The organism is Pectinatus haikarae (assembly GCF_050916305.1).
GTDB lineage: Bacteria > Bacillota > Negativicutes > Selenomonadales > Selenomonadaceae > Pectinatus > Pectinatus haikarae.
The window spans coordinates 708,696-732,805 of sequence record NZ_CP116940.1; the positions used below are offsets into that span (position 1 = coordinate 708,696).

Consider the following 24,110-nt stretch of genomic DNA (forward strand, 5'->3'; position numbering starts at 1 on the left):
TCTTCGAATACAGCAAACTCCAGCCGCTCATCGGCTGGAGTTTTATATTTCAGATCAGCTGTTCATTTCCAAAAATTTCCCGTAATGCTCCAATATCATATGTGCGGTTTCTTCTATGGCACTATTCGACACATCTATTACCTGACACTTCAGCCGTCTCATAACAGCCTTTGCGTACTCCATTTCTTCCGCAATACAGGTCAGTTTTGCATAGCTGGCATCCGGCATAAGACCTATTGCCCTCAATCTTTCCATACGTATTTCATTAAGTTTCACAGGATCGGCAATAAGTCCTATTATTTTCTGTGCAGGAGTATCCAGCAATTCTTCCGGCGGTGCTATCCCCGGAATAAGCGGCACATTTGCCACCTTGAGTCCTTTATGTGCCAGATACATACTTAAGGGCGTTTTTGAAGTCCGTGACACACCTATCAGGACAACATCTGCTTTCAGCAAACCGGCAGGACTTTTACCGTCGTCATATTTCACGGCAAATTCAATAGCCTCAATCCGTTTGAAATAATCCCGATTCAGCATATGCGTCAGCCCCGGCTGATTTTTGGGCTGCATACCGGAAAGTTTCTGTACAGTCGCCAGCATCGGTCCCAGAATATCGACAAATACAACATTATATTCATCCGCCAATCTATTGAAAGCCTTCCGCAGATCAGGAGAAATCAAAGTATGGCAGACAAAGGCATTCCGTTTCGCCACTTCCCGCAAAGCACTTTCCAGCACGCCGGCCGAGTCCACATACGGAATGCGGATAATTTCGAAATTCCCTGAATCAAACTGGCTGGCAGTGGCCCTGACGACTGCTTCAGCCGTCTCTCCCAGAGATTCAGTTATTATATAAATAACCGGCAATTTCACTATGATGAATACCCCCTTTTGCCCTTAGCCAGATCCACTATCAATCGTGTCAAATTTGTTTTAGTAAGGCGTCCGACAATCTCATATGAGCGCTTTCCCTTTGGCAGGACCTTCACCACCGGTAAGGCATCTATCTCATTATCGATGATCTTTTGCGCCGCAGCCGCTACAGATTCATCCGGCTCGGTGACAATCAGCTTTGCCAGCGGCGTCATGACCATCTGCACCGGAATTTTTGCCAGATCGCCGCCCGATGACAGCGAGGCTTTAAGCAAATCCTTGCGGGATACCACCCCCGCCAGCAAGCCCTGTCCTTCAACCACAAACACGCTGCCTACATCTTCAAGAAACAGCGACACCACCGCATCATAAGCTGTCGACTCCTTTGGCAGCACCGCCGGTACAGATTGAATATCACGCACCCGGACAGAATCGAGGTCTTCTGTAAAAAATGACAGCAGGCTTTTGCCTGTATAAAAATACCCTACTTTGGAACGAGAACCCAATAATCCGCTCATGACCAGAACAGCCAGATCCGCTCGCAGAGCCGCCCGTGTGACATGCATCCGCTCTGCGATCTGTCCGCCCGTGACAGGACCGCCCTTCTGAACTATGTCGACAATTGCCTGCTGTCTTTCCGTCAGTGAAATAATTATCGCCCCCCTCAAACAGCATCTGCCTTGTTTCAAAAATTTCTCTCATATTATAATAGCATATTTAAGTCAATGGTTAAACCGCTGCCAACGCTTCATTTCATCCTGCCCAAACCAAGAGCGTTGTTCAAGATGATACGCTGCTCTATCTGTGCAACATTTTTTTTAGTGCAGCCGACCATATCCGGATTCACAGAAATAGAATCTATGCCGTTTTCAACCAAAAACTGCGTAAAATCAGCATATACACTGGGAGCCTGCCCGCATATCGATACTGTTTTTCCATCCTTATGCGCAGCCTCTATTAAATGCCGCACGGCCCTTTTCACCGCCGTATTTCTCTCATCAAATAAATGTGATATGGCATCATTGTCGCGATCGCATCCTAAAATGAGCATAGTAAGATCATTTGACCCGATCGAATATCCGTCGACAAATTGATTAAATTGGTCAGCCAGAATAATATTAGCCGGAATTTCTGCCATTAACCATACTTTAAAATCCGCGCTGCGCCGCAGTCCTCCATCCTTCATTATTTCTGTTACCCTGCGCGCTTCTTCCACCGAACGGCAAAAAGGTATCATCACATGCAGATTCTTTAAACCATATTCCTCGCGTACTTTTCTTATGGCCTTTATTTCCAGCCTGAATGCTTCTATATATTTAGGATCGTAGTAGCGTGAAGCTCCGCGCCAGCCCAACAATGCACTCGGTTCATGCGGTTCATACTTATCACCGCCTTTAAGCGCTCTGTATTCGCTGGATTTGAAATCACTGAACCGCAGTGTGACCGGACGCGGTGACATTGCCGCACATACTTTGCCAATACCCTCGGCTAGCTTGTCCACAGCTTCCTGTGCTCTGCCCTCGTCTATCATATGGAGCGGATGTTCATGTATATATGTTGTCCAAATAAATTCTTCGCGCATGAGGCCCACACCGTCACATGGCAGCGTCCCATATTTTTCCGCCAGCGCCGGATCCCCCAGATTCATGTAAATTTTTGTTCCCGTCACGGGGAAATTTTCCTGTCCATGGTTTGCCATTTCCTGCTTTTTTTCTTTTTCGTCTGCCGCAGCTGCCAGATTGCCCGCATATACCACTCCATGGGAAGCATCCACAGTGATCGTCATACCGTCTCTTATGACCGCGGTTCCCGCGCTTCCACAGCTTTTGGTTCCGACAATACACGGTATGCCCAGTTCTCTGCTCACAATAGAAGCATGACAGGTCATCCCTCCCGCATCCGTCACGATACCCTTCGCTTTTTTCATTACCGGCACCCAGTCCGGCGCCGTCATTTCTGTCACCAAAATTTCATCTATCTGAAAATCATCTATTTTTTCCGGATCATTTATCACTCTGGCTTTCCCCGCTACCATACCGGGACTTGCCGGCATTCCCTTCACCAGAACTTTTCCGGTTTCAGCAATCTTTACATTATTCTGCTTTATTTCCTTTTTGTTTGACCATACAGTTTCCGGACGCGCCTGCAATATCCATATCTTGTCATTTCTTTCATCTATGCCCCATTCTATATCCATGTAACAGCCGTAATGTTTTTCTATAGCCAATGCGTACTCTGCCAATTCGCGCAGCTGCTCCCGTGTCAAAACAGCCGTGTTTATCATATTCTCGGGAACTGCTTTTTCTTCGCATCCGCCTGTCTGCAGCCGGACAAATTTTACTTTTTTTTCATTGATTTTCCTGCCGTCCACAATCAATGTATTTTTATTTATCAGATAACTGTCCGGCGTGACAATCCCCTGCACTATGTACTCACCGAGTCCCCATGCCCCCTCGATCATTATATGTGTATCATCCCCTGTGATTACATTTACGGTGAACATCACCCCTGCGGCTTTGGAAAATACCATCATTTGAACAACAGCGCTCAGTGCCATATCAAGATGGTCAAAACCCTGTTTTGTACGATAATAAACGGCACGATCCGTATATGCAGATGCATAACATTCCTTTACTTTGCCGATCACATCTTCTGCGCCCTTTATATTCAGGTATGTTTCCTGCTGCCCGGCAAAGCTCGCATCCGGGAGATCTTCAGCCGTGGCACTGGACCGCACCGCCACATATGGAGAATGTTCCCTCATCTTTTTTCCCAGTTCATCATAGGACTTCCGTATAGCTTCCGATAATTTTCCCGGCATTTCAGCTTCAATGATTTCTCTGCGAATCTGTGCACTGACTCGTCGGAGCGTAAGACTGTTTTCCACATCCGTCAATTCTGTCAGTAATTCAGCTATTCTATTATTCAAGCCGCTTTTTTCCATGAAATATCTGTAAGCATCTGCCGTAGTTACAAAACCATATGGTACCGGAACTTCAGTCTTGGCTGTAAGTTCCCCCAATGATGCTGACTTCCCGCCGACAAGATCTGTATCCTGTCTGCCTATCTTTTCAAACCAGAGAATTAAATTTTTTTCCTTTTCCATCATTATCCCTCCATTTAGCATATGCTAATTAAATAAATATTTTTATATAGTATATACTAAATAGTAAAATAATAAAAGCTTTTTATTATTTTACTTCTGAAACTCAAAAAAACTGCCCCCGGCAATTGGCTTAAAAACCAATTGCCGGGGGCAGTTATACCATTAATATTCATTTCTCCAAAATATCATTTCTCAGGAATAAACCACAGACCATTATTGTTTTTATTAATATATTCCTTAAATTCATCGGAATGATAGGCCGCAACAATATCCTTGGCCCACTGAGCATCTTTATTTTTTTCATTGACTACCAGCTGCAAAAGCAAATGGTGTAAAATATCTTCTTTCAAAAGTGCCGTCGAAGGATCTATTTTCGCATTATATACGATTGAGCCGGTTATTACAATATAAGAAAAATCACCGCGTACCGCAGGAATATTCAACGATTTCATTTCCACAAATTCAAGATTATGCGGATTTTCCACAATATCCTGTTTTGTGACCGTCGTCAATTCTTTATTCGGATCGAGTTTTATCCAGCCTGCCTTTTGCAGCAGCGCATATGCACGTGCCGTATTTGATGCATCATTGGGCACCGCTATGCGATCTCCGTCAGCGATCTGATCAAGTGAGGTTTTTGAACCTGCATAAATCCCAGCCGGAACAGTCGGGATAGCTGTGAGAGCTACCAAATGACCGTTTTGTTTTTCGTTAAAGTTTTCCATATATGCGGTATGCTGTTCCACGTTGAAATCAACTTCACCCTCATTAAGGGCCACATCAGCCTGCAGCAGATCAGACATATCCTTACCTGTTATTTTATAGCCTTTTTTCTCCAAAATCGGCTTAATTCCCTGTTCAAACAACTCTGAATACGGCCCCTGTGATTTGCTGTATACCAATTCCTTTTTATTGTTATCTGACGCAGTATCACCGCCGCAGCCCGCAAACAAAACTCCACCGACGATCAGTGCCAGCAGTGCCGTACCCATTTTTTTCAATTTCATATGCTTTATCCTTCTTTCTATAAAATATAATTATTAATGTCCCCGTACCTTAGCGGAAAAATAATTTCCGACAGACTGTATCACCTGCACAAAAACAATCAGCACGATAACAGTAAAAAGCATCAGAGGAAAATTCAAACGTTCATAACCATACGTAAGGGCCAGATCGCCCACACCCCCGGCTCCTATCGCTCCTGCCATAGCTGTTGCCCCTATCAGGCCAATAGTGCCTGTCGTAACAGATAAAATCAGGGACCCGCGTGCCTCGGGTAAAATAAAATACCATACTATTTCAAAATGAGATGCGCCCATAGCCTGTGCGGCCTCTATGATACCCTTGTTTACCTCCAGTATCGAATTTTCAAATAGTCTTGTAAGATAGGGAGCTATAAAAATTACCAACGGGACCAGAGCTGCGGTAGTTCCCACACGAGTGCCGACGATCATTTTTGTCAGAGGTAAAATAAATACCATCAGAATAATAAAGGGCACACTGCGTATAATATTCACACCGGTATTCACCAGATTATAAACAACTGTATTTTTTAATATTCCACTCGGATTTGTCAACACCAATATAACTGATAAAACAATCGCTATAAAAGTTCCTATTGCCAGAGATATAAATACCATATATAATGTCTGTTCTGCAGCCAACAATATTTGTGAATAAGGCACACCCAGATCAATCATAATTTTACCTCCTGCCATTGTATATTATGCTCACTGATATATGTTGTTATTTTATCGATTTCTGTGTCGTCGCCTATTATCTGAAGTATGAAAATGCCCACTACTGCCTTTTGCAGTTCATTGACCGATGCAAAAAGCATATTCGTTTCGGCAGCAAAATGCCGATTGATAAAATAGAGCACATTTTCATCGACATTATCTCCGAGAAAGCGCATTTTAATAATTTTATAATGCCTTATATCCTGTTTGAGCTTTTCCATAACACTATCCGGTATTTTATCAGGCATTACCGTACTGATAAACCGCTTTGTTATCCCCTGTTCCGGTTTGCTGAATACCGATAAAACAGAGCCGCTTTCTACCACATTTCCCTGCTCCATCACAGCCACCTGATTACAAATGCGCTGAATGACATTTATCTCGTGTGTTACTATCAAAATAGTAATATTGAGTTCTCGATTGATTTTTTCCAGCAGCCGAAGAATAGAATCTGTTGTTTCGGGATCAAGTGCGCTTGTCGCTTCGTCACATAATAAAATAGAAGGATCTGTAGACAAAGCGCGCGCTATGCCGACACGCTGTTTCTGCCCTCCGGACAGCTGTGCGGGATAAGCATTCTTCTTATCTGACAGTTCAACAAATTCCAGCAGCCGGGAAACTCGCTTTTCTATATCTGCCTTGCTCATACGTTTCAATACCAACGGAATCGCAATATTATCATAGACCGTTTTTGATTCCAAAAGATTAAATTGCTGAAATATCATACCTATATCTTTGCGTACTTTGCGCAGCTCATTGAAAGACAGCTTATTTATATCGCTTCCGTTTATCTCCACGATTCCTTCCGTCGGTGTCTCCAAAGCATTGACCATTCGGAGCAGCGTGGATTTTCCTGCACCGCTGAAGCCGATAACGCCAAATATATCGCCGTCATGTATGTCAAGTGATACATGACGCAAAGCATTTATTTCCTGCTTTTTTACCATAAAAGTTTTACTGATATCAATAAATTTTATCATAATCGGCACCTCCGGTCTCCATTATTTTTTAATTTTTCCCAATGAATCGGCAGCCATGCCTGCCATATATTCAGCAGCCGGAAAAATTGCTGCAGGATCGACCTGAAAATGCGGATTATGGTTTGAATACGACTCTCCTGTCCCTATCTGCACAAAAACTCCCTTAATTTTTTCCTGATAGAAAGCAAAATCTTCTCCTCCCAGAGAATATGGAGAATCCTTTACATCCAAACCAATTTTTTGTGCCTGTTCTTTTGCAAAGGCAGCCCATTCTCCATCATTATTCGTTGCCGGCGGACCGTCATGCCAGATGACTTCAGCTTTTGCTCCATACGCCTTTGCCGTATTTTCGGCCATCTCATATATTCTTTGGCGCACCAGCTGACGATCTTCCGGCCTCAAGGTGCGTGCCGTTCCTTCCAAATATGCCGTTTCCGGAATAACATTCCATGTATTGCCACTCTGAAAATGAGTGATACTGATAAGATCGGCCGCAAACGGGTCCACATTACGACTGACCACCGTTTGGATCGACGATACAAATGCCGACGCTGCCACTATAGGATCAATGCCGTTCTGCGGATGAGCGGCATGTGTACCTTTCCCCTTAAAATTGATCTCAAAATGATCTACAGCCGCGGTAACGGCACCTTCCCTGATTCCCACACTGCCAACAGAAAACAGCGGAGAACTGTGCAGTCCGAAAATAGCCTGCACATCATCCAGCACTCCTGTGCGCAAAACATCCAGCGCCCCTCCCGGAGCCTCTTCTGCCGGTTGAAATATGATGCGGACCGTACCTTTTAAATCACTTTCGTTTTGTTTTAATTTATATGCCGCCCCTAAAATTACGGCAATATGAAAATCATGCCCGCAGGCATGCATTTTCCCGTTAGTTTCTGACTTATATACCAGCTCTGTCTTTTCCTGTATAGGTAGCGCATCAATATCGCAGCGAACAGCTACCACCGGCTGGTCTCCGGAACCGATTTGCGCCACCACGCCTGTATTCAATGGCAGATCCAGAATCTGTATACCTTCGTTCTGCAGATCCTGTCTTATTCTTTTTGTTGTATTAATTTCCTCATAGGATAATTCGGGATGCCTGTGAAACCAGTAAAATTCCTCACATATTTTCTTTTCTATAGACTTATCATCTATCATACCGCTCAACCTGCCCTTTTCACATATACTCTTTCTACAATAAAAAAACTGAGCCGCCAAAAAACATTTTCCAATGGCCCTGCATTATTTACAAATACCGCAAGATGTTTTTTACAGCCCAGTCTTCATTTTTTATGATCAACTGTCTTTCTTTATTAGATATTATATTACCCGAATAAATTTTGTCTGTCAATAGCCGACAGCTAAGACACATAAGGCTTCTGCATTACCATCCATTCAATATTCTTCTGCCCGATTCACTTTTTCTTTCTGAAAATCATAAAGAATATAATTCCCGTCAAAACAATAACAGCCGCTGTGAATTGATACATTCCACTGTAATCTATATATTTTACCAGCAGTCCGAGAAAGAACGAGCCCAAACCGACACTTACATCCAAGGCGAAAAAATAAGTAGCTGTAGCTACTCCCGCTCTTTCCAAGGGGACACTCTGTACAGCCATCGTTTGAAAAGAAGGCCCCAGTGCCCCAAATCCCGCACCGATCACAACAGCACTGACTATCAGGCCAAATGTCGTATGCGTAAAGCTTAAATAAATGAGTCCGCAGAAAAATAAAATAAGCCCCGGATAAATGATCCAATTTTCGCTGAATCTGTCGAAAATTTTGCCGACGATCGGTCTTGTCAAAACTATCACCAACGCAAATGTTGCAAAGAAAAGACTGGAATATTCCACCATATTAAGTGATTTTAAATACAGCGGAATGAATACCAAAAGACCTGAATATGCAAAAAAGACCATCCCGCTCACAAAGGCTATCGAAAAAACTTTTGGTTCCAAAAAATCTGATATGGATAATGTCTTATTTTTCTTTTTAGAAGGCAGGATTACATGCTCCGGCAGTTTTCTGTATATACCTGTAAAAAATACTAAAACTCCTAACAAAAATATATAAAAGAAAAATAGTGTATACCCAAAACGCGATAAAAATAACAATCCCATAAAAGGACCAATGACCATTGCCAGATTAGAAAATACAGCAAAATAGCCTATGCCTTCCCCCTTACGGCTGTCCGGCAGCACCAATGCCGCAACAGTTGCAACTGATGTCGTACCGACAGCAAATGCAATCCCATGAAAAAATCGCAATCCCAATAAAAAGTTTATATTATTTATAAAATAGTACAGCATATTTATTACAAAAAAAGCTCCCAGAAAAAATAATAATATTTTCCTTTTATTACAGGAATCTACCAATTTCCCTGCCAAAGGACGTGAAACTATCGCTCCGACCTGAAAGAACGTCATCGCCAAGCCCGCTTGAAAAACATTTCCTGAAAATTGATTAATTACCAGGATGGGCAAAACTGTGACCAATGAATAATGTGTCATATATTGAAACAAGCTGCTGAAGCTCATCCCCAAAAACTCCTGTGTCCACAACCGTTGCTGCATAAAGTTTACACCCCATATATAAATTCTCCGCCAGATCCGGAATACATCATTTTATTAATGTACTCTTTTTATGGAAACTGAATATATTATAGCACAAATTTTTAAAATTAGAGCTGCCCACATCTTTTTCGCTGGCGATTTTGATCTGTCAGAAATAAATAAAGTAAATAAATATTTACTTTATTTATTTCTGATGTTATAATATCAGATAATTAGTAAGTAAAAACTTACTAATTATCTGATAGAAGCATCGATTATGATCAGTATCTCACTCCTTCTGTACTGATTATGATCGATGCACTTACATCGCTGTCATCGCCAGCATGATCACTATTCTGATGTTTCCCCCAACTAACATCCTGACTAAAAGCGACCATATACTGGCGAGATAACATATTCATGGGTCCTGTCATATAACAGGACTCATTTTATATTTTTCATCATTTTTTCATAAAAATAACACATATGATTAAACGAACCCTGCTACAATAAAATCAATAATTGGTAAATAATTATTTACAGATAAGGAGTGGCTATCATGATAAAATTCAATCTAAAAAGATTATCAGTTTTCATAATCAGTGCAGTCATGTTTACCGGTATAGCAGGAGGCGCCGTCGCAAATGCCTCTCCGCAAGATCACTATCCGCAGAATCGAATACAGCAATTGTCTCCTCATAACCAAAAACCGGCACCGCATAAAAAATACCACAAAGCAAAACATCATAAACAACATCATGAAAAACACGATCGCAAAACACAGCACTATCGCTGATACCGTAAGTAAAAAGCACTGCCGTTATGAACCTGCTCCCGCGCAAGTTTGATTAAAACCTAACCTTGCGGGATCACTTCATTATTTACGGCAGTGCTTTTTGTTGTTGTCATTTTATGAGCACATGAAGATTATTTAATGGATTCCATATATTTAAGATAACTTTCCTTGGTCATAAGCGGTTTATTATTTGCAAGAATTTCTTCCAGTTCGGCCGCATTATCATAAAGAAGATCAATGATCGTCATAGCCATTGTCTTCGGTGATTTAGCATATGCGGTATCCTTGTCAAATAAATCATATTGTGCACTATGCAGCGCACCATGTACACAGCCGACCCATGAATGGAGCACAGGCATAAGGTGCGATACATCCCCCATATCTGTACTGCCCGCAGAATGTTCCCCATCGTAAATATCTGCCGGTGCAAAAAATTCTTCACTGTTATTTCGCAAAAGAGCACTCATCTGCTTATTATTAAACAATGGCAGATACCCCGGCATATCTTTAATTATGCATTCGGCGCCGACAGCATCAGCGCCGGCTTTCAGCGCACGATTCACTCTTATATTGCTTTCCTTCAAAGCATTCACATTAGCAGCTCTGACATAGCTTTCCATCTGAACATAATCCGGGACCACGTTGACCAGATCACCGCCGTTGTTTATTATAGGATGAAATCGCACGCAATCAGCTTCTTTGAATGTTTCCCGCAGGGCGTTAACGCCCATTATGCCGAGCATGGCGGCATTCAGCGCATTAATGCCCTCCGAAGGTGAAAACGCCGCATGAGCGGCTTTGCCCCTATATTCGATAATTTTAGCTATAAAGCCATTACTGCTGCCTGCCACTTGTATTTCACCGTTTATTTTCTCAGTAGGATTCACATGCATCTGCATAGCCGCATCAATATCATCAAAACCGCCCTGAGCAATTATTTCTTCTTTGCCTCCGAGGTATTTTATTTTCCCCTTTTGCCGAAGTGTACTACGATATTCTATCTCTATGCATTCCTCAGCCGGTACAGCAAACACGACTAAATCGCCGTCAAGATGCCGCATGACATCAGTATCCTTAAAAGCCATGGCAACGGCAGCCAAATTTGCTATCTGCACATTATGTCCGCAGCAATGCATAGCGCCGGTTTCTTCATCCGCATCAGGATGATTGCGGCATACAAGCGCATCCAGTTCACCAAGCATAGCAACAGTGCGTTTTGAATTTCTGCCTTTTATACGCCCCTTTACTCCGGTCATACCCCATCCTGCAGTATAATCTATGCCTAATTCGTCAAAAACTGCCTGCACCTTGGCAGACGTCTTATGCTCTTTATAACCGAGTTCCGGGTTACTATAAATATCATTGCTCAGAGCGACGATATCGTTGTACCGTTTATCGATAGCGGCACAAACCATTGCCTTCAATTCATCTTTAGTCATTGATCTGCATCTCCCAGTTTATATCAATTTCAAAATATGCCTTCTAAATGCAGCATGATTTCCGCCATCAATGTCGCACAAATAAATGATCCCGCTGATACGGCCAGACATATCGGTACTATGCGCCAAGATAATTTTTTAAATCCTTCTATTTCCTTGCCGAGCGCAAGCCCTGCATATGCCAATATAGGCGTGGTTGTGGCCAAAAAGTTTATATCCTTTGTTCTTGCCACTATCCAATCGGCTCCCGGTACTCCCGGGATGGATAAAACCACGGCAAGCGCCGACACCCAGAAAACAATAGGCAATTTATTCAAAACAGGCAGCTTGGCAAGAAAGATACCGGCAGCGGCTATGACTGCAAGCAATAATGCTCCCACCAAATCTCTCTGAACACTCCCGCCGTATCCCACTATGTTGGAAACAAGTACAAGAACTGCTGTAGTTATTAATATAAAAATTATATCAGTCCATGTATCTTTCATTTGTTCAGCTCTCCTTATTTAACACTTTTATTTCCGGTTATAAATTCATACACCTTGATCGTTACGGGCAAAGAAATAAACAGCGCAAAATAAACACCGATAACGGATGTCATAAGATTGGCTGCGCCCGCATACGCCTGTATTTTTTCGGCCTCGGCCGGAAATGAAGCCACGATTGAGCCTGTTGCAGCAGCCATCATACTGGCACTGCCTATCCCAGCTCCCATAGCTAAGGCATAAGGATGGAATATACCCAATTTTGCTATAATGCCTGCCAGCACAGATATCCAAAGCGCACCAAACAGTGTGCCACAGATATACATTCCCATGACACCGCGTCCTTCCGGTGAAAAAATACCAAATTTTTCGGCAATAATAGCAACATTAGGTTCTCTGTCGATTGAATAACATGCACCGATTGCTTCGCGTTTCATTTTCAATAAAAGTGCTACAGGCAGCCCAAACAGCAGCGTCCCGAAAAAATGACCGAATTCCTGCATAATAAGTGCCAACCCTGAATTCAAAAGCATATGAAGATTGGGTCCTATGCCAAGCCCTATTTTTACCATAAGCACCAGCATGGCGATCGGCATGAACTGACCGGCTCTCTCCATATTGGCAACTGACAATATTTTAAATTTCGGTACACTTATGACTCCACCTAAGGCCAACGCATAAAATAACGGCAGAAAAACTACCAACCCAAACTTCTGTATACCGATCCTTTCCGCAACAATAACAAGAAGCAGGGCAAACAGATGAATTTTCCAATTTTTGACTAAATCCATAATTGACTCCCTCCGCAATGTATAATAATATTAATTATACATTATAAAAAATAATATAATTTCTATCCGGATATAAAAAATGACACTTATCCTTAAAGATAAGCGCCCTTGCCTAACCCAACGAGCTATATTATAAAAGGCTTCCGCTGCTATTGTCAAGTATACATTGTTTTTCGTTTTTCTCTCAGTAAAAGACAGTAAAAAGAGTTTATACTAAAATATAATATGCCTTTAAAACGCATAAAAGCATGTGCATTCTGAATGTCCTCCAAAAAAGTCCTGCTGTATAAGGAATTTTTCTTTTATACAGCAAGACTTCTACATAAAATATTACAAGAAAGATGTATACATCTATATTTTATTTATTCTAAAATCATCATTTTATGTGCAATATTTTTTTAGCATTTTATTCAACTATAACGGAAAGGCCATCCGGGATCACGGTTATCCTGGCATCTTCTCCTTGTAATTCAAAAGCCCTTGCCAAAGCCTGCTCAAAGTTTTCGGCTGTTTCCATATGCAAATTATGTGCTATTTCCGGATCAATAAGATCAGAAACAAGTATCACATGATGATGTACCAAGATTCTTGCCAAAATTTGTGAGGTCCATTGCTCCGGTACAGTTTCTTGACGCGGAGTAGCCAGTGACTGGCGCAAAAACGCTTCCGGTGTTTCTGCATCGGCAATATTTTTATAAAAGCCTATACCGCCATGCCCATCGGCACAGCCAGCGACCATTATTATTACACCGCCCTCCTTGTTAGTAGCCTCGGCAGCCGTCATTCCTTTCACTGCCTGATATATATTCTGATCAAGAGGATACCCGCCATTGGTGGATACAGCTATATCGCACGGACATTTGGGTACTCTTGCCAAATCCTGCAAAAATTCGCAGCCCTGCAAATGCGCTTTATCACAATCACCCGCAAAAGACGCTATTATCTTTTTATCTTCATCCAATACCACATTCACTATAAATCTAAGATTAGCAGCCCGGGCTGCATAAATCATATCTTCATGTATGGGATTGTTCTCCAAATTTCCTGTGCGTGCCTTTTCCGAAGCTATAAATTCACCGCAATGATTCGCCATAATAGTTTTATAAGAAGCTATCCCCGGCAATACAGACTTTCGTCCTCCGGAAAAGCCTGCGAAGAAATGGGATTCTATAAAGCCCTCTGCAATAAGCAGATCCGCTTGTGCCGCAATCTTGTTTATAATACACGGCCCGCCGGACGGCAATGTCCCTATTGCCGTCATGGCGGCATCATCATCTGACACATGCATCACGATATTCTCATTGTCCACTATATCGCTTCCATATTTATCGATCAGTTCTTCGTTTGTGGACGCACGATGAAAACCCGTGGCCACCAAAATAGTTATCTGAGCTTCCGGTGCGGCGCTGCGTATACGCCGCAGCAATATCGGCATAATTATTTTTGATGGAACAGGTCTGGTATGATCTGAGCTTATGATGACAATATTCTTTTTCCCTTTGGCCAAATCCTCAAGACCTGCCGATCCAATAGGGCTATCCAGCGATTGTTCCACAATTTCATTTTCCGGCAGTGCAGCATGAAAATCAGCAGCTTTAGAAGAAAGCACCCCTGCCAGATTGACTTTTTTTATACTGGCATTTATAACCGTTTTGTCATAAGGAAGCTTTACGTTTACATACTCTTCCATCACAAACCATCTCCTATTTTGTGTACTTTACACTCGTTAGTATAAATCTACATTTTTACTATGTAAAGAAAAAATAAAAAGGCAGCTGCGCCCAAACTGCACAGCTGCCTTTTCCCACCTCTTTACCAGTTGATTAATTTAATCCAGACTTTATTATCTTACTAAAAAAAGAACATTCAGCAATGCGTCATACTTATTATCAAACTTCAGGAGCGGTTTGAGATCATCAGCAGCAATCATCGGCGTATCCTTCACAAATTTTACAGGATGCGCCAGAGACACGGTATTGTTATTGACTACCGCATCACTGCTGTCAAGCTGTAAGGAAATAACGTCTTTTTTATAGGAAATAGCTATAGCACTATTTCTCAGATCCATATCCCCGCCTATAAAATCAATAAAGCTGTTCAAAGGCAGATACCAAATATTATCTATCTGCTGCGGAGACACAGGAATAAGCGGTGTCTGCAAAAGATTGCCCCATATCGCCAGACGCGTATAATTTGCCTTCCCCGGCAAAACTGTACACGGTGTATCTGTCTTCCTATTCTTGTCTATGGTATAAACATCTATGCAGCTGCCGCTTTGTGTATATGCGGATACCACCAATTGGGCTCCCTTCACTGACATAACGACATAATTAGGTTCTGCCTGAGGATCAAAAAAGAACGCATCCCATATTTTTTGTGAAAGATCTGTATAATATTTATTTCCGCTGCGGCCGGTAACAAGATACACTGTTCCCTTATCCGGACTGCTGACAAATTCATCATTGTAAATCGGATATGTCCTGGAATAGCCATGGTCGTGCCCGTTCACTACCATATCGACATGATGCTTATCTATGATCGGTGTAAACGCTCTTTTTACATTCTCATTGGAGCGTTCCGCTTTATTATAATAAGGTGTCTTATGGAAAAATACCATTTTCCACAGCTGTTTTGATGAAGTCAAATCCCGGTCAAGCCAATCTGCTTCTTTCTGCAGCATATTTTCAATATATGTTCCTTCTTCATTTTCCTGACTGTCGAGCACTGCAAAATGAACATTGCCATAATCAAAGGAATAAACCTGCCCTTTCAATTCTTCCGGTCCGTTTAACGGCAGATGGATCTGTTTCTTAAAATACACCGGCAGCGTGGAATGATTTTCCTTTGGTACATCATAGGTTTCATGATTCCCTGCAACGGCCATACCCGGAATTTTTTCGAGAACATTTTCAGCCGCGCTATACCATTTCTTCCAATGGGAAAAATCCTGCCCTACTTCCACAAGATCACCGATATTCATGAAAAATGCCGCATCTGTATTTGCCGCATACGCATTTTCTATAGTTTTTTTCCACGGTCCATATTCAGGATTTGCCGGTAATCCACTTTGTGAATCACCGAACACAAGAAACTTGAATTCCGACCTATTGTCAGCTTCAGTCAAAAAAGACTGAGGCTGGCTCCAATTAGAGTCATATCCTACTCTATATGTATACTCTGTACCTGGTTTAAGCCTTTGCGCAGTAGCATAGTGCAGTTTCACATAGTCCTCATTGGTATCAAATTCTTCCGTATTTCCCTGCACGGAAACTGCGGCTTTCCAGCCGTCTTTCTTATAATTATTCGTATCAGTATATTGTAATATGCCTTTATCCGCAGTCACAGATGTAGTCCATGCAAGAGTCTGCGTCGTGCGGGGATCAAGCGTCCATGTAAGCATCGTATGTACAGGCTGTCTGGAAAATGCATCGGCAGCAAAAACTTTAGTAAGATTGATAGGCATACTGGCCACTGCCAGAGCCGCCCCACAGCTTTGCAAAAAAAAGCGGCGGCTTATGCCATGATTTCTTTCCGCAAACAGATCCAAAACACTTTTTTCTTCTTTCACCGAAAATCCCCTCCAATGGAAATAATGTTTTATTTTTATTTTAAAGGACTAAAAAATATATGCTGTTAAGTATTTATTAAATCTATGTTATTTTTTTTAAACATAAACAAAGACCGCCCATTTATCCACATATTCACCTTTTACGTTCATATTTTGTTCTTTTTTGCTCATACTTATTCTTGCTAAAAATTTTATTACTATATAGAATAATAATATCCATAAAATTCTACAAAAAATAGAGAACCGATGATCAATACAGCTGTCACAACAGTACCATATTTTTCTTTTGCCCGCAAATTTTTTGCGGGCAGAACATATTGGACCAGCTGTTTGGTTAAATGGTTCCGTGAAAAGGGGTATATTCATGAAAGTTTTACTGATTAACGGAAGTCCTCATAAGGAAGGGTGCACCTATACTGCGCTGAATGAAGTCGCCGGTCAGCTCAAGGCAGAAGACATTGAAACAGAAATTCTTCATATAGGCAATCAACCTGTACATGGATGCATAGCTTGTGGAAAATGTACTGCTCTGAAGAGATGTATTTTTGAGGATGATCCGGCAAACACTATCCTTGCAAAAATGAAAACCGCCGACGGAATCGTCATCGGTTCACCTGTATATTATGCTGCTCCGAACGGTGCTTTATGTGCACTGCTTGACCGTATATTTTTTTCCGGGGGAGAAGCTATAGCGGGAAAACCCGCCGCTGCCATCGTGAGCTGCCGCCGTGGCGGTGCAAGTTCCGCATTTGATCGGCTCAATAAATATTTCACTATCAACCAAATGCCTGTGGCAACATCGCAATATTGGAATTCCGTCCACGGATTTTCACCTGCCGATGTAAAAAAAGATCTTGAGGGACTACAGACGATGCGTATTCTTGGGCATAATATGTCATGGCTGCTGAAAAACACAGAAAATTCTTTTTCACCTCTGCCGGAAGAACGTATCATGACAAATTTTATAGACTAATATAAATAAAATTCACTTGATATAAAATAAGAGAATATTGAAATTCGATCATCAGAATTATATAATAACAATAGTAATTGAGATTCTTTTTCAAAAAACCGATATTTTCTCTTTTTCTTATACAAAAATCGAACGAAAGTGGTGATACAATGAAACTATTTGACCAATTCAAAGTTAAAAATATGACTTTAAAAAATCGTATTGTCATGCCGCCAATGTGTATGTATTCTGCGGCAGCTGACGGCAAGGCCACCGATTTTCACCTCATGCACTATGCATCGAGAGCTATTGGCGGCACCGGACTGATAATCGTCGAGGCAACAGGAGTCAGCCCAATAGGGCGCATTTCAGATAATGATCTTGGCATTTGGAACGATGACCAAATCTCCGGCTTGAAAAAAGTAGTTGATGCGTGTCACGCTCAGGGAGCAAAAATTGCTATCCAGATAAGCCATGCCGGCCGAAAAAGCCAGTCTGCATGCGGGCAGCCTTTGGCTCCCAGTGCCTTAGCCTTCAGCAATGAATACCAGCAGCCCGCTGAGCTTACAAAAATCCAATTAGCTGATATTGCTGACAGTTTCCGCAAGGCCGCCTTCCGCGCTGATAAAGCCGGTTTTGACGGCATTGAGATTCATGCGGCACACGGCTATCTGCTTCATGAATTTCTGTCGCCGCTTACGAATAAACGCACTGACGAATACGGAGGCTGCCTGGAAAACCGTGTCCGGATGCTGCGGGAAGTTCTGGAAAATATCCACAGTGTCTGGCCCGAAAAAAAGCCCATATGGCTGAGAGTGTCCGCTTCCGATTATAATAAAAACGGTATCAATGGAAATATGATGATCGACATTCTGCATTCCGTAAAAGAGCTCATTGATCTGGTTCATGTCAGTTCAGGCGGTCTGCTTCCCGATCCTGTGGCCTCCTATCCGGGTTATCAGCTTCCATTGGCAAAAGTAATAAAAGAACACTGCCAAATTCCTGTAATGGCTGTCGGTCTTTTAAACGATCCGGAGATAGCTGAAGCGGCTCTGCACAACGATAATATTGATCTTATTGCTTTCGGCAGGAAGCTTCTGCGCGACCCTTACTTTGCCCTTCAGGCTGCATTGAAATATAATATAGCTGGTTATCTGCCGCAAGCTTATGAACGGGCGTATCATCGCTGATCGTCATATTTTCTGCACATATATTAAAATCTATGGAAAGAGGGGAACATAATGAAATTAGTCTTGATAAGACATGGTGAAAGTGAATGGAATCAAAAAAATCTTTTTACGGGCTGGACAGATGTTGAACTCACTGAAAAGGGCCGCAAAGAAGCTAAAACGGCAGGTGTTTGGCTGAAAGAGAAGGGATTTGACTTTGATGTATGCTATACATCATATCTTAAAAGAGCCATCCACACTCTTGATCTTGTGCTGAGCGAACTTGACAGAACATGGCTGCCCGTCATCAAAACCTGGAAACTTAATGAACGTCATTACGGTGCTTTACAAGGATTGAACAAATCTGAAACAGCCGCAAAATACGGCGAAGATCAAGTAAAAATATGGCGCCGTTCTTTTGATGTGCGTCCGCCTCTCCTGACGGAAACCGACGAAAGAAATCCGGCAGTACTTTCAGCCTACAGGGACGTTGATAAAAACGAACTTCCCTTTGGTGAGAGCCTAAAAGATACCATTGCAAGAGTAGTTCCCTATTACCAGGAAAATATCCTTCGCGATATGAAAGACGGCAAAAAAGTCGTCGTCGCCGCGCACGGTAATTCCCTCAGAGCGCTGGTAAAACTTCTGGACGATCTTTCCGCTGAAGAAATAGTAGGTGTCAACATCCCTACAGGTGTTCCTTTAGTTTATGAATTTGATAAGAGCTGGAAAATTAAAGATAAATACTATCTGGGTGATGAAGCCACTGTCCAATCAAAAATCAACAGTGTAGCTGCACAGGGTAAAGCTTGATTTTATCCTGATTGCCAAATACTAAAGCCGGAACCGCGATATTGCGGTTCCGGCTTTAGTATTTCAAAATGGAAGTTCATGAAATTCAATATTGAAAAATACAAATAATAACATAAATTATGTAAATTATATAATTATTAAATTTTATCCCAATATAGTTGATATTATACCGATCATGTAAAATAAATTATGAATTGGCACAATAATTGCTATATATATGATAGATGCATGCAAAAATAAATTTACAAAATAAGACTGCAGTCTTATTAAAAAGGATGGTCGATAAAACATTTGTCAGCATCAGTCTGACAAATATATTACACATTATTAGTATTTTCATTAATGTCTATCATGCAATAATTGATAAATACACTGAGGAGGATTACTTTTACTATGGTTTTACAAAATTCTGAAAAAAGCTCTGCCGTTAAGCCGACTAAGGCCAGATATGTTGTCGCTTTGCTCATGGTGAGCGTTATTGCTATAAATTATCTGGATAGAACTGTCATGTCTGCGGCCGCGCCCGCCATGATGAAAGATTTAAATATAGGTCCCTCAGAAATGGGATATATCATGTCCATGTTTTTTTTCAGCTATGCCCTTTGTCAAATTCCTTCCGGCTGGTTAGCTGATAAACTTGGTCAAAAAATGTGTCTGGCCATTGCCGTTCTCTGGTGGTCAGTCGCAACCGCCTTAACAGCAGGAGCTCGCAGTGTCAGTCATCTGATAAGTGCCAGACTTTTCATGGGTATGGGTGAATCCGGAGTATATCCCTGCAATGCCGGAATATGTGCAAAGTGGTTTCCTGACAATGAGCGTGGGAAAGTAGCCGCACTGTTCGACAGCGGTAGCAAGTTTGGCACTGCTTTCACTATGCCGTTCGTCACATGGATGGTCGTCACATATGGCTGGCAGCTGCCTTTCATTATAAGCGGCAGTATAGGACTTGTATGGATCATTGCATGGCTTGCTTACTACAATGACCCCGAACGAAGTAAGTTCATAAATTCTGTAGAATTAAACTACATTCGCAGTCATCAGGCTAAAAAGGAAGGAATAGATACTATCCAGCCTATGAAATGGTACCAATTGCTGAAATATAGAAATGTACGCGCAATGTGCTTGGGATTTTTCTGCTTAAACTATGCCATATACTTTTTTGTTACATGGTTTCCAACATATCTGGTACATGACCGTGGTCTGCAAATGACCACAATGGGTTGGCTGGCAATGCTGCCCCCTCTTTCCGGTGTTTTAGTGCAATGGTTCGGCGGTTGGTTCACTGATCATACCTATAAAACCACTGGTAATTTAACACGTGCACGGAAAATAAACCTTGTTGCCGGAATGTTCATCGCTACATCTGTGGCATTTGCAGGTTTGATCGAGTCGACGGCCGCAATAATGGCATTATTGTGTTTTTCTTACGCAGGTTTAGCATTCGCAGGAGCTGCATTATGGTCTTTACCCGGAGATGTCGCACCAAGAAACATGACGTCCGTTTTAGGAGGCATTCAAAATTGTGCTGGTAATATTGGTGGTATATTAGGACCTATAATTACCGGTTATATCATAACTTCCGCAGGAAATTTCATACCAGCTCTAGTACTTTCAGGCATAGCGTGCCTCATTGGTGCTTTATCATACGGTTTGGGAATGAAAGAGCTTAAACCAATAAAGGTTTCATAAAATAATAGCAGACTGTATTGCTTCATAAAAATAATACAGACTGCTATTATTGAATTATTCAGTCAATATAAATATATTATCCAAATCTGCACATACTAAAACTGCCCTACTCAACCTCAGCCAATTGTCCGCTTTTTTCAAGTTCAGCTTTCGTTTCGGCTTCCAATTCCTCTCGCGTGCGATAGTCCTGTTTTACAGTCTTCGCATAATGAAGCCAGCTGCGTATCGACTCTACCATAACCACTGCAACAAGAATAAGCATAATAACACTTATTCCTACCAAAAGCCATTTATCGCCAGGTATATAATTGGTAAAAATATTCAAATAATCGGCATAACAAGTAATAAAACCTATAAATAAGCACGGTATCATAGTTACCCATGCGTAACGCCCCCGACCCGTACGATAAATATATGACGTTCCTATTGCCAAAGTAATAGTGCCCAACAGTTGATTGGAAACACCAAACAGCGGCCATATTTCTCCTATATTTCCCTGCAGCACCAGATATCCCCAGCACAGGCTGATCATAGCACTGCAAAAAATAATGCCCGGCCACCATTCAGTATCACCGAACGGTTTATACACTCTGCCCATCAATTCCTGCAAGAGATAACGGCCTACACGAGAACCGGCATCTATTAATGTCAAAATGAACAAAGCTTCAAACATTATGCAAAAATGATACCAAAAACCCATAAATTGATCCATAAAAGGAATCTTGGAAAAAACATCCGCCATTCCTACCGCAAGCGATACCGCACCGCCCGGTCTATGCATAAGATTTTCACCGACCAGATTTGACAGCATCGGCAGATCCTGTACATTAAGTCCAAGTGCGTTGAAAGCCTGCTGTGTGGAATTTATTGCAAAATAATCAGATGGATGCAGACTCGTAGCAGCAATAAGGGCCATCATAGAAATAAACGCTTCCGTAAGCATAGCGCCGTAACCTATTGGCAGGATCTGGCGTTCATTAACTATCATTTTTGGTGTAGTGCCCGTAGATATCAGACTATGAAATCCGGATAATGCACCACAGGCGATAGTAATAAAAACAAAAGGTATTACTGACCCTTTTATTACAGGTCCGCCTCCCCAGAGAAATTGCGAAGTGGCAGGCATGCGTATTTCGGGCGCAACGATAAGTATACCTAAAGCCAAAGCCGCTATAGTGCCTATTTTCATATAAGTGCTGAGATAATCCCGCGGTGCCAATAAAAGCCATACAGGAAGAACAGACGCAAAAAAACCATAAACAGCTATCGCTATTTCTATCTGAACTACACTGAACGTAAAATACGGAGCCAATACAGCTGAATCTCTCACATACGGACCTACTCCCACAGCCAGCAGTATAAGTCCGACACCAATCACAGTAGCTTCCCGAATTTTACCAGGACGCAGGTATCTGAGATAAAGACCGATAAAAATTGCAATAGGAATAGTTGCTCCCACGGTAAATGCTCCCCATGGACTGTTGAACAAAGAATTGGCTACCACCACAGCCATACCGGCTTCAGTTATGATAAGAAGAAATAAGGTCGCCCAAAGGGCACTTGTCCCTGCCAGATTGCTGATCTCAGCTTTTGCTATCTCTGCTATGGATTTGCCGTCATGGCGTATAGAAGCCAAAAGTATAACCATATCATGTACAGCACCGGCTAGCACTGAACCAAATAAAATCCACAACGTTCCCGGCAAATAACCGAACTGTGCAGCGATAACCGGTCCTACCAATGGTCCCGCTCCGGCAATAGCTGCAAAATGATGACCAAATACCACCCATTTATTTGTTGGTACATAGTCATGCCCATCCTCAAGCCGAATAGACGGCGGTGTCTTGAATTCATTCAGTGTCAGCACCTTGGCTGCAATGAATGCTCCATAGAAACGATATGCTAAAATAAGAAAACAAGCCGTAATAATGACAAGATAGACTCCATTCATGGTAATATCTCCCCCTTCTTATTTTATATAATTTAGCACAAACATTCTAAATTGTCTATAATAATTTAAATATTTTGCAGTTTATTTTATAATAATTAAAATTTATTATTGAGGTTATAATTTGACAATTTAGAAATAAAAAAAGCTTTTTTCTTAATTTCGGCGAATTATACTGTTTATATATAAGGAAGATACCAGGGGGAATTTGATATGATAACATGTATTTTTTTAGATACAGTAGATAAATTGACCGAGGACTTAATACGGCTTGCCGTACCTGAAAATGCACAGCTTTTCTTTCTAAATGATCTGAATGAAAAAGAACGTTCTACATATCTGGAAAAAGCAGATGCTCTTTTAACCGCTACATATATTGTCGACAAAGCCTTAATGAAACAATGTAAAAATTTAAAAATAGTTCAAAAAACTGGTGTGGGAACAGATAATATTGATAAATTGGCCGCGGTGGCTTTAGGTATCAAGGTAGATAATGTTCCGGGCGGCAATGCTGACGGAGTAGCCGAACTTACAATGGGACTTATCCTGGCAATTTATCGAAATATCATACCGCTTGCAGCAATGGCCCGTCAAAAAAAATGGGCTATGTGGGCATATCGCGGTTCATCCTTTGAAATACGCGGCAAAACACATGGTATCATCGGCTTCGGGCATATAGGAAAAAGGACAGCACAGCTTTCCAAAGCTTTCGGTTCAAAGCTGCTCTACTATAACAGAACAAGACAAACAGAAGCTGTTGAATATGAATACGGCATTAAATATGAACCACTGGATATTTTACTGCAAAAATCGGATATCATCAGCATCCATCTCCCCTTCTCACCACAGACCAAAAATCTTATAGATGAAGATCACCTCGGGCTTATCAAGGATACTGCCGTAATAATCAACGTCGGCCGTGGCGGAATTATAAATGAAGATGCCCTTTACCGGGAAATGAAAAACGGCCGTTTCTTAGGTGCCGGCATCGATGTCTGGGAAAAAGAACCATTCGATTCACAGAATCAGCTTGTAACCTTGCCGAATGTTATCGCCACCCCGCACGTTGGCGCGGGCACTTTGGATACAATGCGCTCTATTTATAAAATGTGTTTTGAAAAAATTATGACTGCATGTATTCCCAGACATTGAAGCTTCGGCAGTAAAATTATTTTTTCCGGTTAAACCGGCCGGCTGTATTATT

Annotated in this window: 21 protein-coding genes; 6 read left to right on the forward strand and 15 right to left on the reverse strand. The window is 41.8% G+C overall.

Annotated features, from left to right (window positions below):
* Positions 1-54: 54 nt before the first annotated feature.
* From NXG61_RS03460 to NXG61_RS03500, 9 genes are all read right to left on the reverse strand, one after another.
* Positions 55-873, reverse strand: a complete 819-nt coding sequence (locus NXG61_RS03460; protein ID WP_307223413.1) for a pyruvate, water dikinase regulatory protein — start codon at positions 871-873, stop codon at positions 55-57.
* Positions 873-1,562, reverse strand: a complete 690-nt coding sequence (locus tag NXG61_RS03465) for a CBS domain-containing protein (protein WP_231038529.1) — start codon at positions 1,560-1,562, stop codon at positions 873-875. Before NXG61_RS03465 ends, NXG61_RS03460 begins: the two co-directional genes overlap by 1 nt.
* A gap of 59 nt (positions 1,563-1,621) precedes the next feature.
* A complete protein-coding gene (ppsA, locus tag NXG61_RS03470) occupies positions 1,622-3,982 on the reverse strand; it encodes a phosphoenolpyruvate synthase (RefSeq protein WP_307223410.1) in 2,361 nt (786 codons plus the stop codon).
* A gap of 182 nt (positions 3,983-4,164) precedes the next feature.
* Entirely contained in the window at positions 4,165-4,986 is an 822-nt protein-coding gene (locus tag NXG61_RS03475; RefSeq protein WP_196604194.1) for a MetQ/NlpA family ABC transporter substrate-binding protein, read from the reverse strand.
* 33 nt (positions 4,987-5,019) lie between these two features.
* Positions 5,020-5,679, reverse strand: a complete 660-nt coding sequence (locus NXG61_RS03480; RefSeq protein ID WP_196604193.1) for a methionine ABC transporter permease — start codon at positions 5,677-5,679, stop codon at positions 5,020-5,022.
* Positions 5,676-6,698, reverse strand: a complete 1,023-nt coding sequence (locus tag NXG61_RS03485; protein WP_196604192.1) for a methionine ABC transporter ATP-binding protein — start codon at positions 6,696-6,698, stop codon at positions 5,676-5,678. The genes NXG61_RS03480 and NXG61_RS03485 overlap by 4 nt, the downstream gene beginning before the upstream one ends.
* 21 nt (positions 6,699-6,719) lie before the next feature.
* Positions 6,720-7,862 carry an amidohydrolase gene (locus tag NXG61_RS03490; RefSeq protein WP_196604191.1) on the reverse strand — a complete coding sequence of 381 codons (1,143 nt, stop codon included), beginning with the start codon at positions 7,860-7,862 and terminating at the stop codon, positions 6,720-6,722.
* Between the two features lie 257 nt (positions 7,863-8,119).
* Positions 8,120-9,280 (reverse strand): MFS transporter, encoded by a 1,161-nt coding sequence (locus NXG61_RS03495; RefSeq protein WP_196604190.1) that lies wholly within the window; start codon positions 9,278-9,280, stop codon positions 8,120-8,122.
* A gap of 260 nt (positions 9,281-9,540) precedes the next feature.
* Positions 9,541-9,681 (reverse strand): hypothetical protein, encoded by a 141-nt coding sequence (locus tag NXG61_RS03500; protein ID WP_307223404.1) that lies wholly within the window; start codon positions 9,679-9,681, stop codon positions 9,541-9,543.
* A gap of 137 nt (positions 9,682-9,818) precedes the next feature.
* Between NXG61_RS03500 and NXG61_RS03505 the strand changes: the two genes are divergently transcribed.
* Entirely contained in the window at positions 9,819-10,055 is a 237-nt protein-coding gene (locus tag NXG61_RS03505) for a hypothetical protein (protein ID WP_196604189.1), read from the forward strand.
* A 131-nt stretch (positions 10,056-10,186) separates the two neighbouring features.
* Here NXG61_RS03505 and NXG61_RS03510 read toward each other — a convergent pair whose 3' ends face one another.
* The 5 genes from NXG61_RS03510 to NXG61_RS03530 form a co-directional block, all read right to left on the reverse strand.
* Positions 10,187-11,494, reverse strand: a complete 1,308-nt coding sequence (locus NXG61_RS03510; RefSeq protein WP_307223403.1) for an amidohydrolase — start codon at positions 11,492-11,494, stop codon at positions 10,187-10,189.
* A gap of 29 nt (positions 11,495-11,523) precedes the next feature.
* The gene (locus tag NXG61_RS03515; protein WP_307223402.1) at positions 11,524-11,979 is read right to left on the reverse strand and encodes a hypothetical protein; all 456 of its coding nucleotides are present in this window, start codon (positions 11,977-11,979) and stop codon (positions 11,524-11,526) included.
* A gap of 14 nt (positions 11,980-11,993) precedes the next feature.
* Entirely contained in the window at positions 11,994-12,767 is a 774-nt protein-coding gene (locus NXG61_RS03520) for a DUF3100 domain-containing protein (protein WP_196604186.1), read from the reverse strand.
* Positions 12,768-13,173: 406 nt separating this feature from the next.
* Entirely contained in the window at positions 13,174-14,457 is a 1,284-nt protein-coding gene (gene larA / locus NXG61_RS03525; RefSeq protein ID WP_307223399.1) for a nickel-dependent lactate racemase, read from the reverse strand.
* Between the two features lie 153 nt (positions 14,458-14,610).
* Positions 14,611-16,335, reverse strand: coding sequence for a metallophosphoesterase (locus tag NXG61_RS03530; RefSeq protein ID WP_307223397.1), 1,725 nt, complete (start codon positions 16,333-16,335; stop codon positions 14,611-14,613).
* A gap of 364 nt (positions 16,336-16,699) precedes the next feature.
* Between NXG61_RS03530 and NXG61_RS03535 the strand changes: the two genes are divergently transcribed.
* From NXG61_RS03535 to NXG61_RS03550, 4 genes are all read left to right on the forward strand, one after another.
* Entirely contained in the window at positions 16,700-17,308 is a 609-nt protein-coding gene (locus NXG61_RS03535; protein WP_196604183.1) for a flavodoxin family protein, read from the forward strand.
* A gap of 149 nt (positions 17,309-17,457) precedes the next feature.
* A complete protein-coding gene (namA, locus tag NXG61_RS03540) occupies positions 17,458-18,477 on the forward strand; it encodes an NADPH dehydrogenase NamA (protein WP_307223395.1) in 1,020 nt (339 codons plus the stop codon).
* Between the two features lie 51 nt (positions 18,478-18,528).
* The gene (gene gpmA / locus NXG61_RS03545) at positions 18,529-19,269 is read left to right on the forward strand and encodes a 2,3-diphosphoglycerate-dependent phosphoglycerate mutase (protein ID WP_196604181.1); all 741 of its coding nucleotides are present in this window, start codon (positions 18,529-18,531) and stop codon (positions 19,267-19,269) included.
* Between the two features lie 393 nt (positions 19,270-19,662).
* Positions 19,663-20,958, forward strand: coding sequence for an MFS transporter (locus tag NXG61_RS03550; RefSeq protein WP_196604180.1), 1,296 nt, complete (start codon positions 19,663-19,665; stop codon positions 20,956-20,958).
* A gap of 106 nt (positions 20,959-21,064) precedes the next feature.
* Here the strand turns inward: NXG61_RS03550 and NXG61_RS03555 are convergent, their stop codons facing one another.
* Positions 21,065-22,909, reverse strand: coding sequence for a carbon starvation CstA family protein (locus NXG61_RS03555; protein WP_196604179.1), 1,845 nt, complete (start codon positions 22,907-22,909; stop codon positions 21,065-21,067).
* A gap of 210 nt (positions 22,910-23,119) precedes the next feature.
* On the opposite strand from NXG61_RS03555, the gene NXG61_RS03560 reads away from it, so the two are divergent.
* Positions 23,120-24,058, forward strand: coding sequence for a 2-hydroxyacid dehydrogenase (locus NXG61_RS03560; RefSeq protein ID WP_307223392.1), 939 nt, complete (start codon positions 23,120-23,122; stop codon positions 24,056-24,058).
* Positions 24,059-24,110: the final 52 nt, after the last annotated feature.

Bases quoted from the DNA above. Each gene is read 5' to 3' on its own strand.
- namA (WP_307223395.1), top strand. From the start codon at position 17,458: ATGAAACTATTTGACCAATTCAAAGTTAAAAATATGACTTTAAAAAAT.
- NXG61_RS03490 (WP_196604191.1), bottom strand. From the start codon at position 7,862: ATGATAGATGATAAGTCTATAGAAAAGAAAATATGTGAGGAATTTTAC.
- NXG61_RS03535 (WP_196604183.1), top strand. From the start codon at position 16,700: ATGAAAGTTTTACTGATTAACGGAAGTCCTCATAAGGAAGGGTGCACC.
- NXG61_RS03555 (WP_196604179.1), bottom strand. From the start codon at position 22,909: ATGAATGGAGTCTATCTTGTCATTATTACGGCTTGTTTTCTTATTTTA.
- NXG61_RS03475 (WP_196604194.1), bottom strand. From the start codon at position 4,986: ATGAAATTGAAAAAAATGGGTACGGCACTGCTGGCACTGATCGTCGGT.
- NXG61_RS03515 (WP_307223402.1), bottom strand. From the start codon at position 11,979: ATGAAAGATACATGGACTGATATAATTTTTATATTAATAACTACAGCA.
- ppsA (WP_307223410.1), bottom strand. From the start codon at position 3,982: ATGATGGAAAAGGAAAAAAATTTAATTCTCTGGTTTGAAAAGATAGGC.
- NXG61_RS03520 (WP_196604186.1), bottom strand. From the start codon at position 12,767: ATGGATTTAGTCAAAAATTGGAAAATTCATCTGTTTGCCCTGCTTCTT.
- NXG61_RS03495 (WP_196604190.1), bottom strand. From the start codon at position 9,280: ATGCAGCAACGGTTGTGGACACAGGAGTTTTTGGGGATGAGCTTCAGC.
- NXG61_RS03505 (WP_196604189.1), top strand. From the start codon at position 9,819: ATGATAAAATTCAATCTAAAAAGATTATCAGTTTTCATAATCAGTGCA.
- NXG61_RS03560 (WP_307223392.1), top strand. From the start codon at position 23,120: ATGATAACATGTATTTTTTTAGATACAGTAGATAAATTGACCGAGGAC.
- larA (WP_307223399.1), bottom strand. From the start codon at position 14,457: ATGGAAGAGTATGTAAACGTAAAGCTTCCTTATGACAAAACGGTTATA.
- NXG61_RS03550 (WP_196604180.1), top strand. From the start codon at position 19,663: ATGGTTTTACAAAATTCTGAAAAAAGCTCTGCCGTTAAGCCGACTAAG.
- NXG61_RS03480 (WP_196604193.1), bottom strand. From the start codon at position 5,679: ATGATTGATCTGGGTGTGCCTTATTCACAAATATTGTTGGCTGCAGAA.
- NXG61_RS03500 (WP_307223404.1), bottom strand. From the start codon at position 9,681: ATGAATATGTTATCTCGCCAGTATATGGTCGCTTTTAGTCAGGATGTT.
- gpmA (WP_196604181.1), top strand. From the start codon at position 18,529: ATGAAATTAGTCTTGATAAGACATGGTGAAAGTGAATGGAATCAAAAA.
- NXG61_RS03510 (WP_307223403.1), bottom strand. From the start codon at position 11,494: ATGACTAAAGATGAATTGAAGGCAATGGTTTGTGCCGCTATCGATAAA.
- NXG61_RS03485 (WP_196604192.1), bottom strand. From the start codon at position 6,698: ATGATAAAATTTATTGATATCAGTAAAACTTTTATGGTAAAAAAGCAG.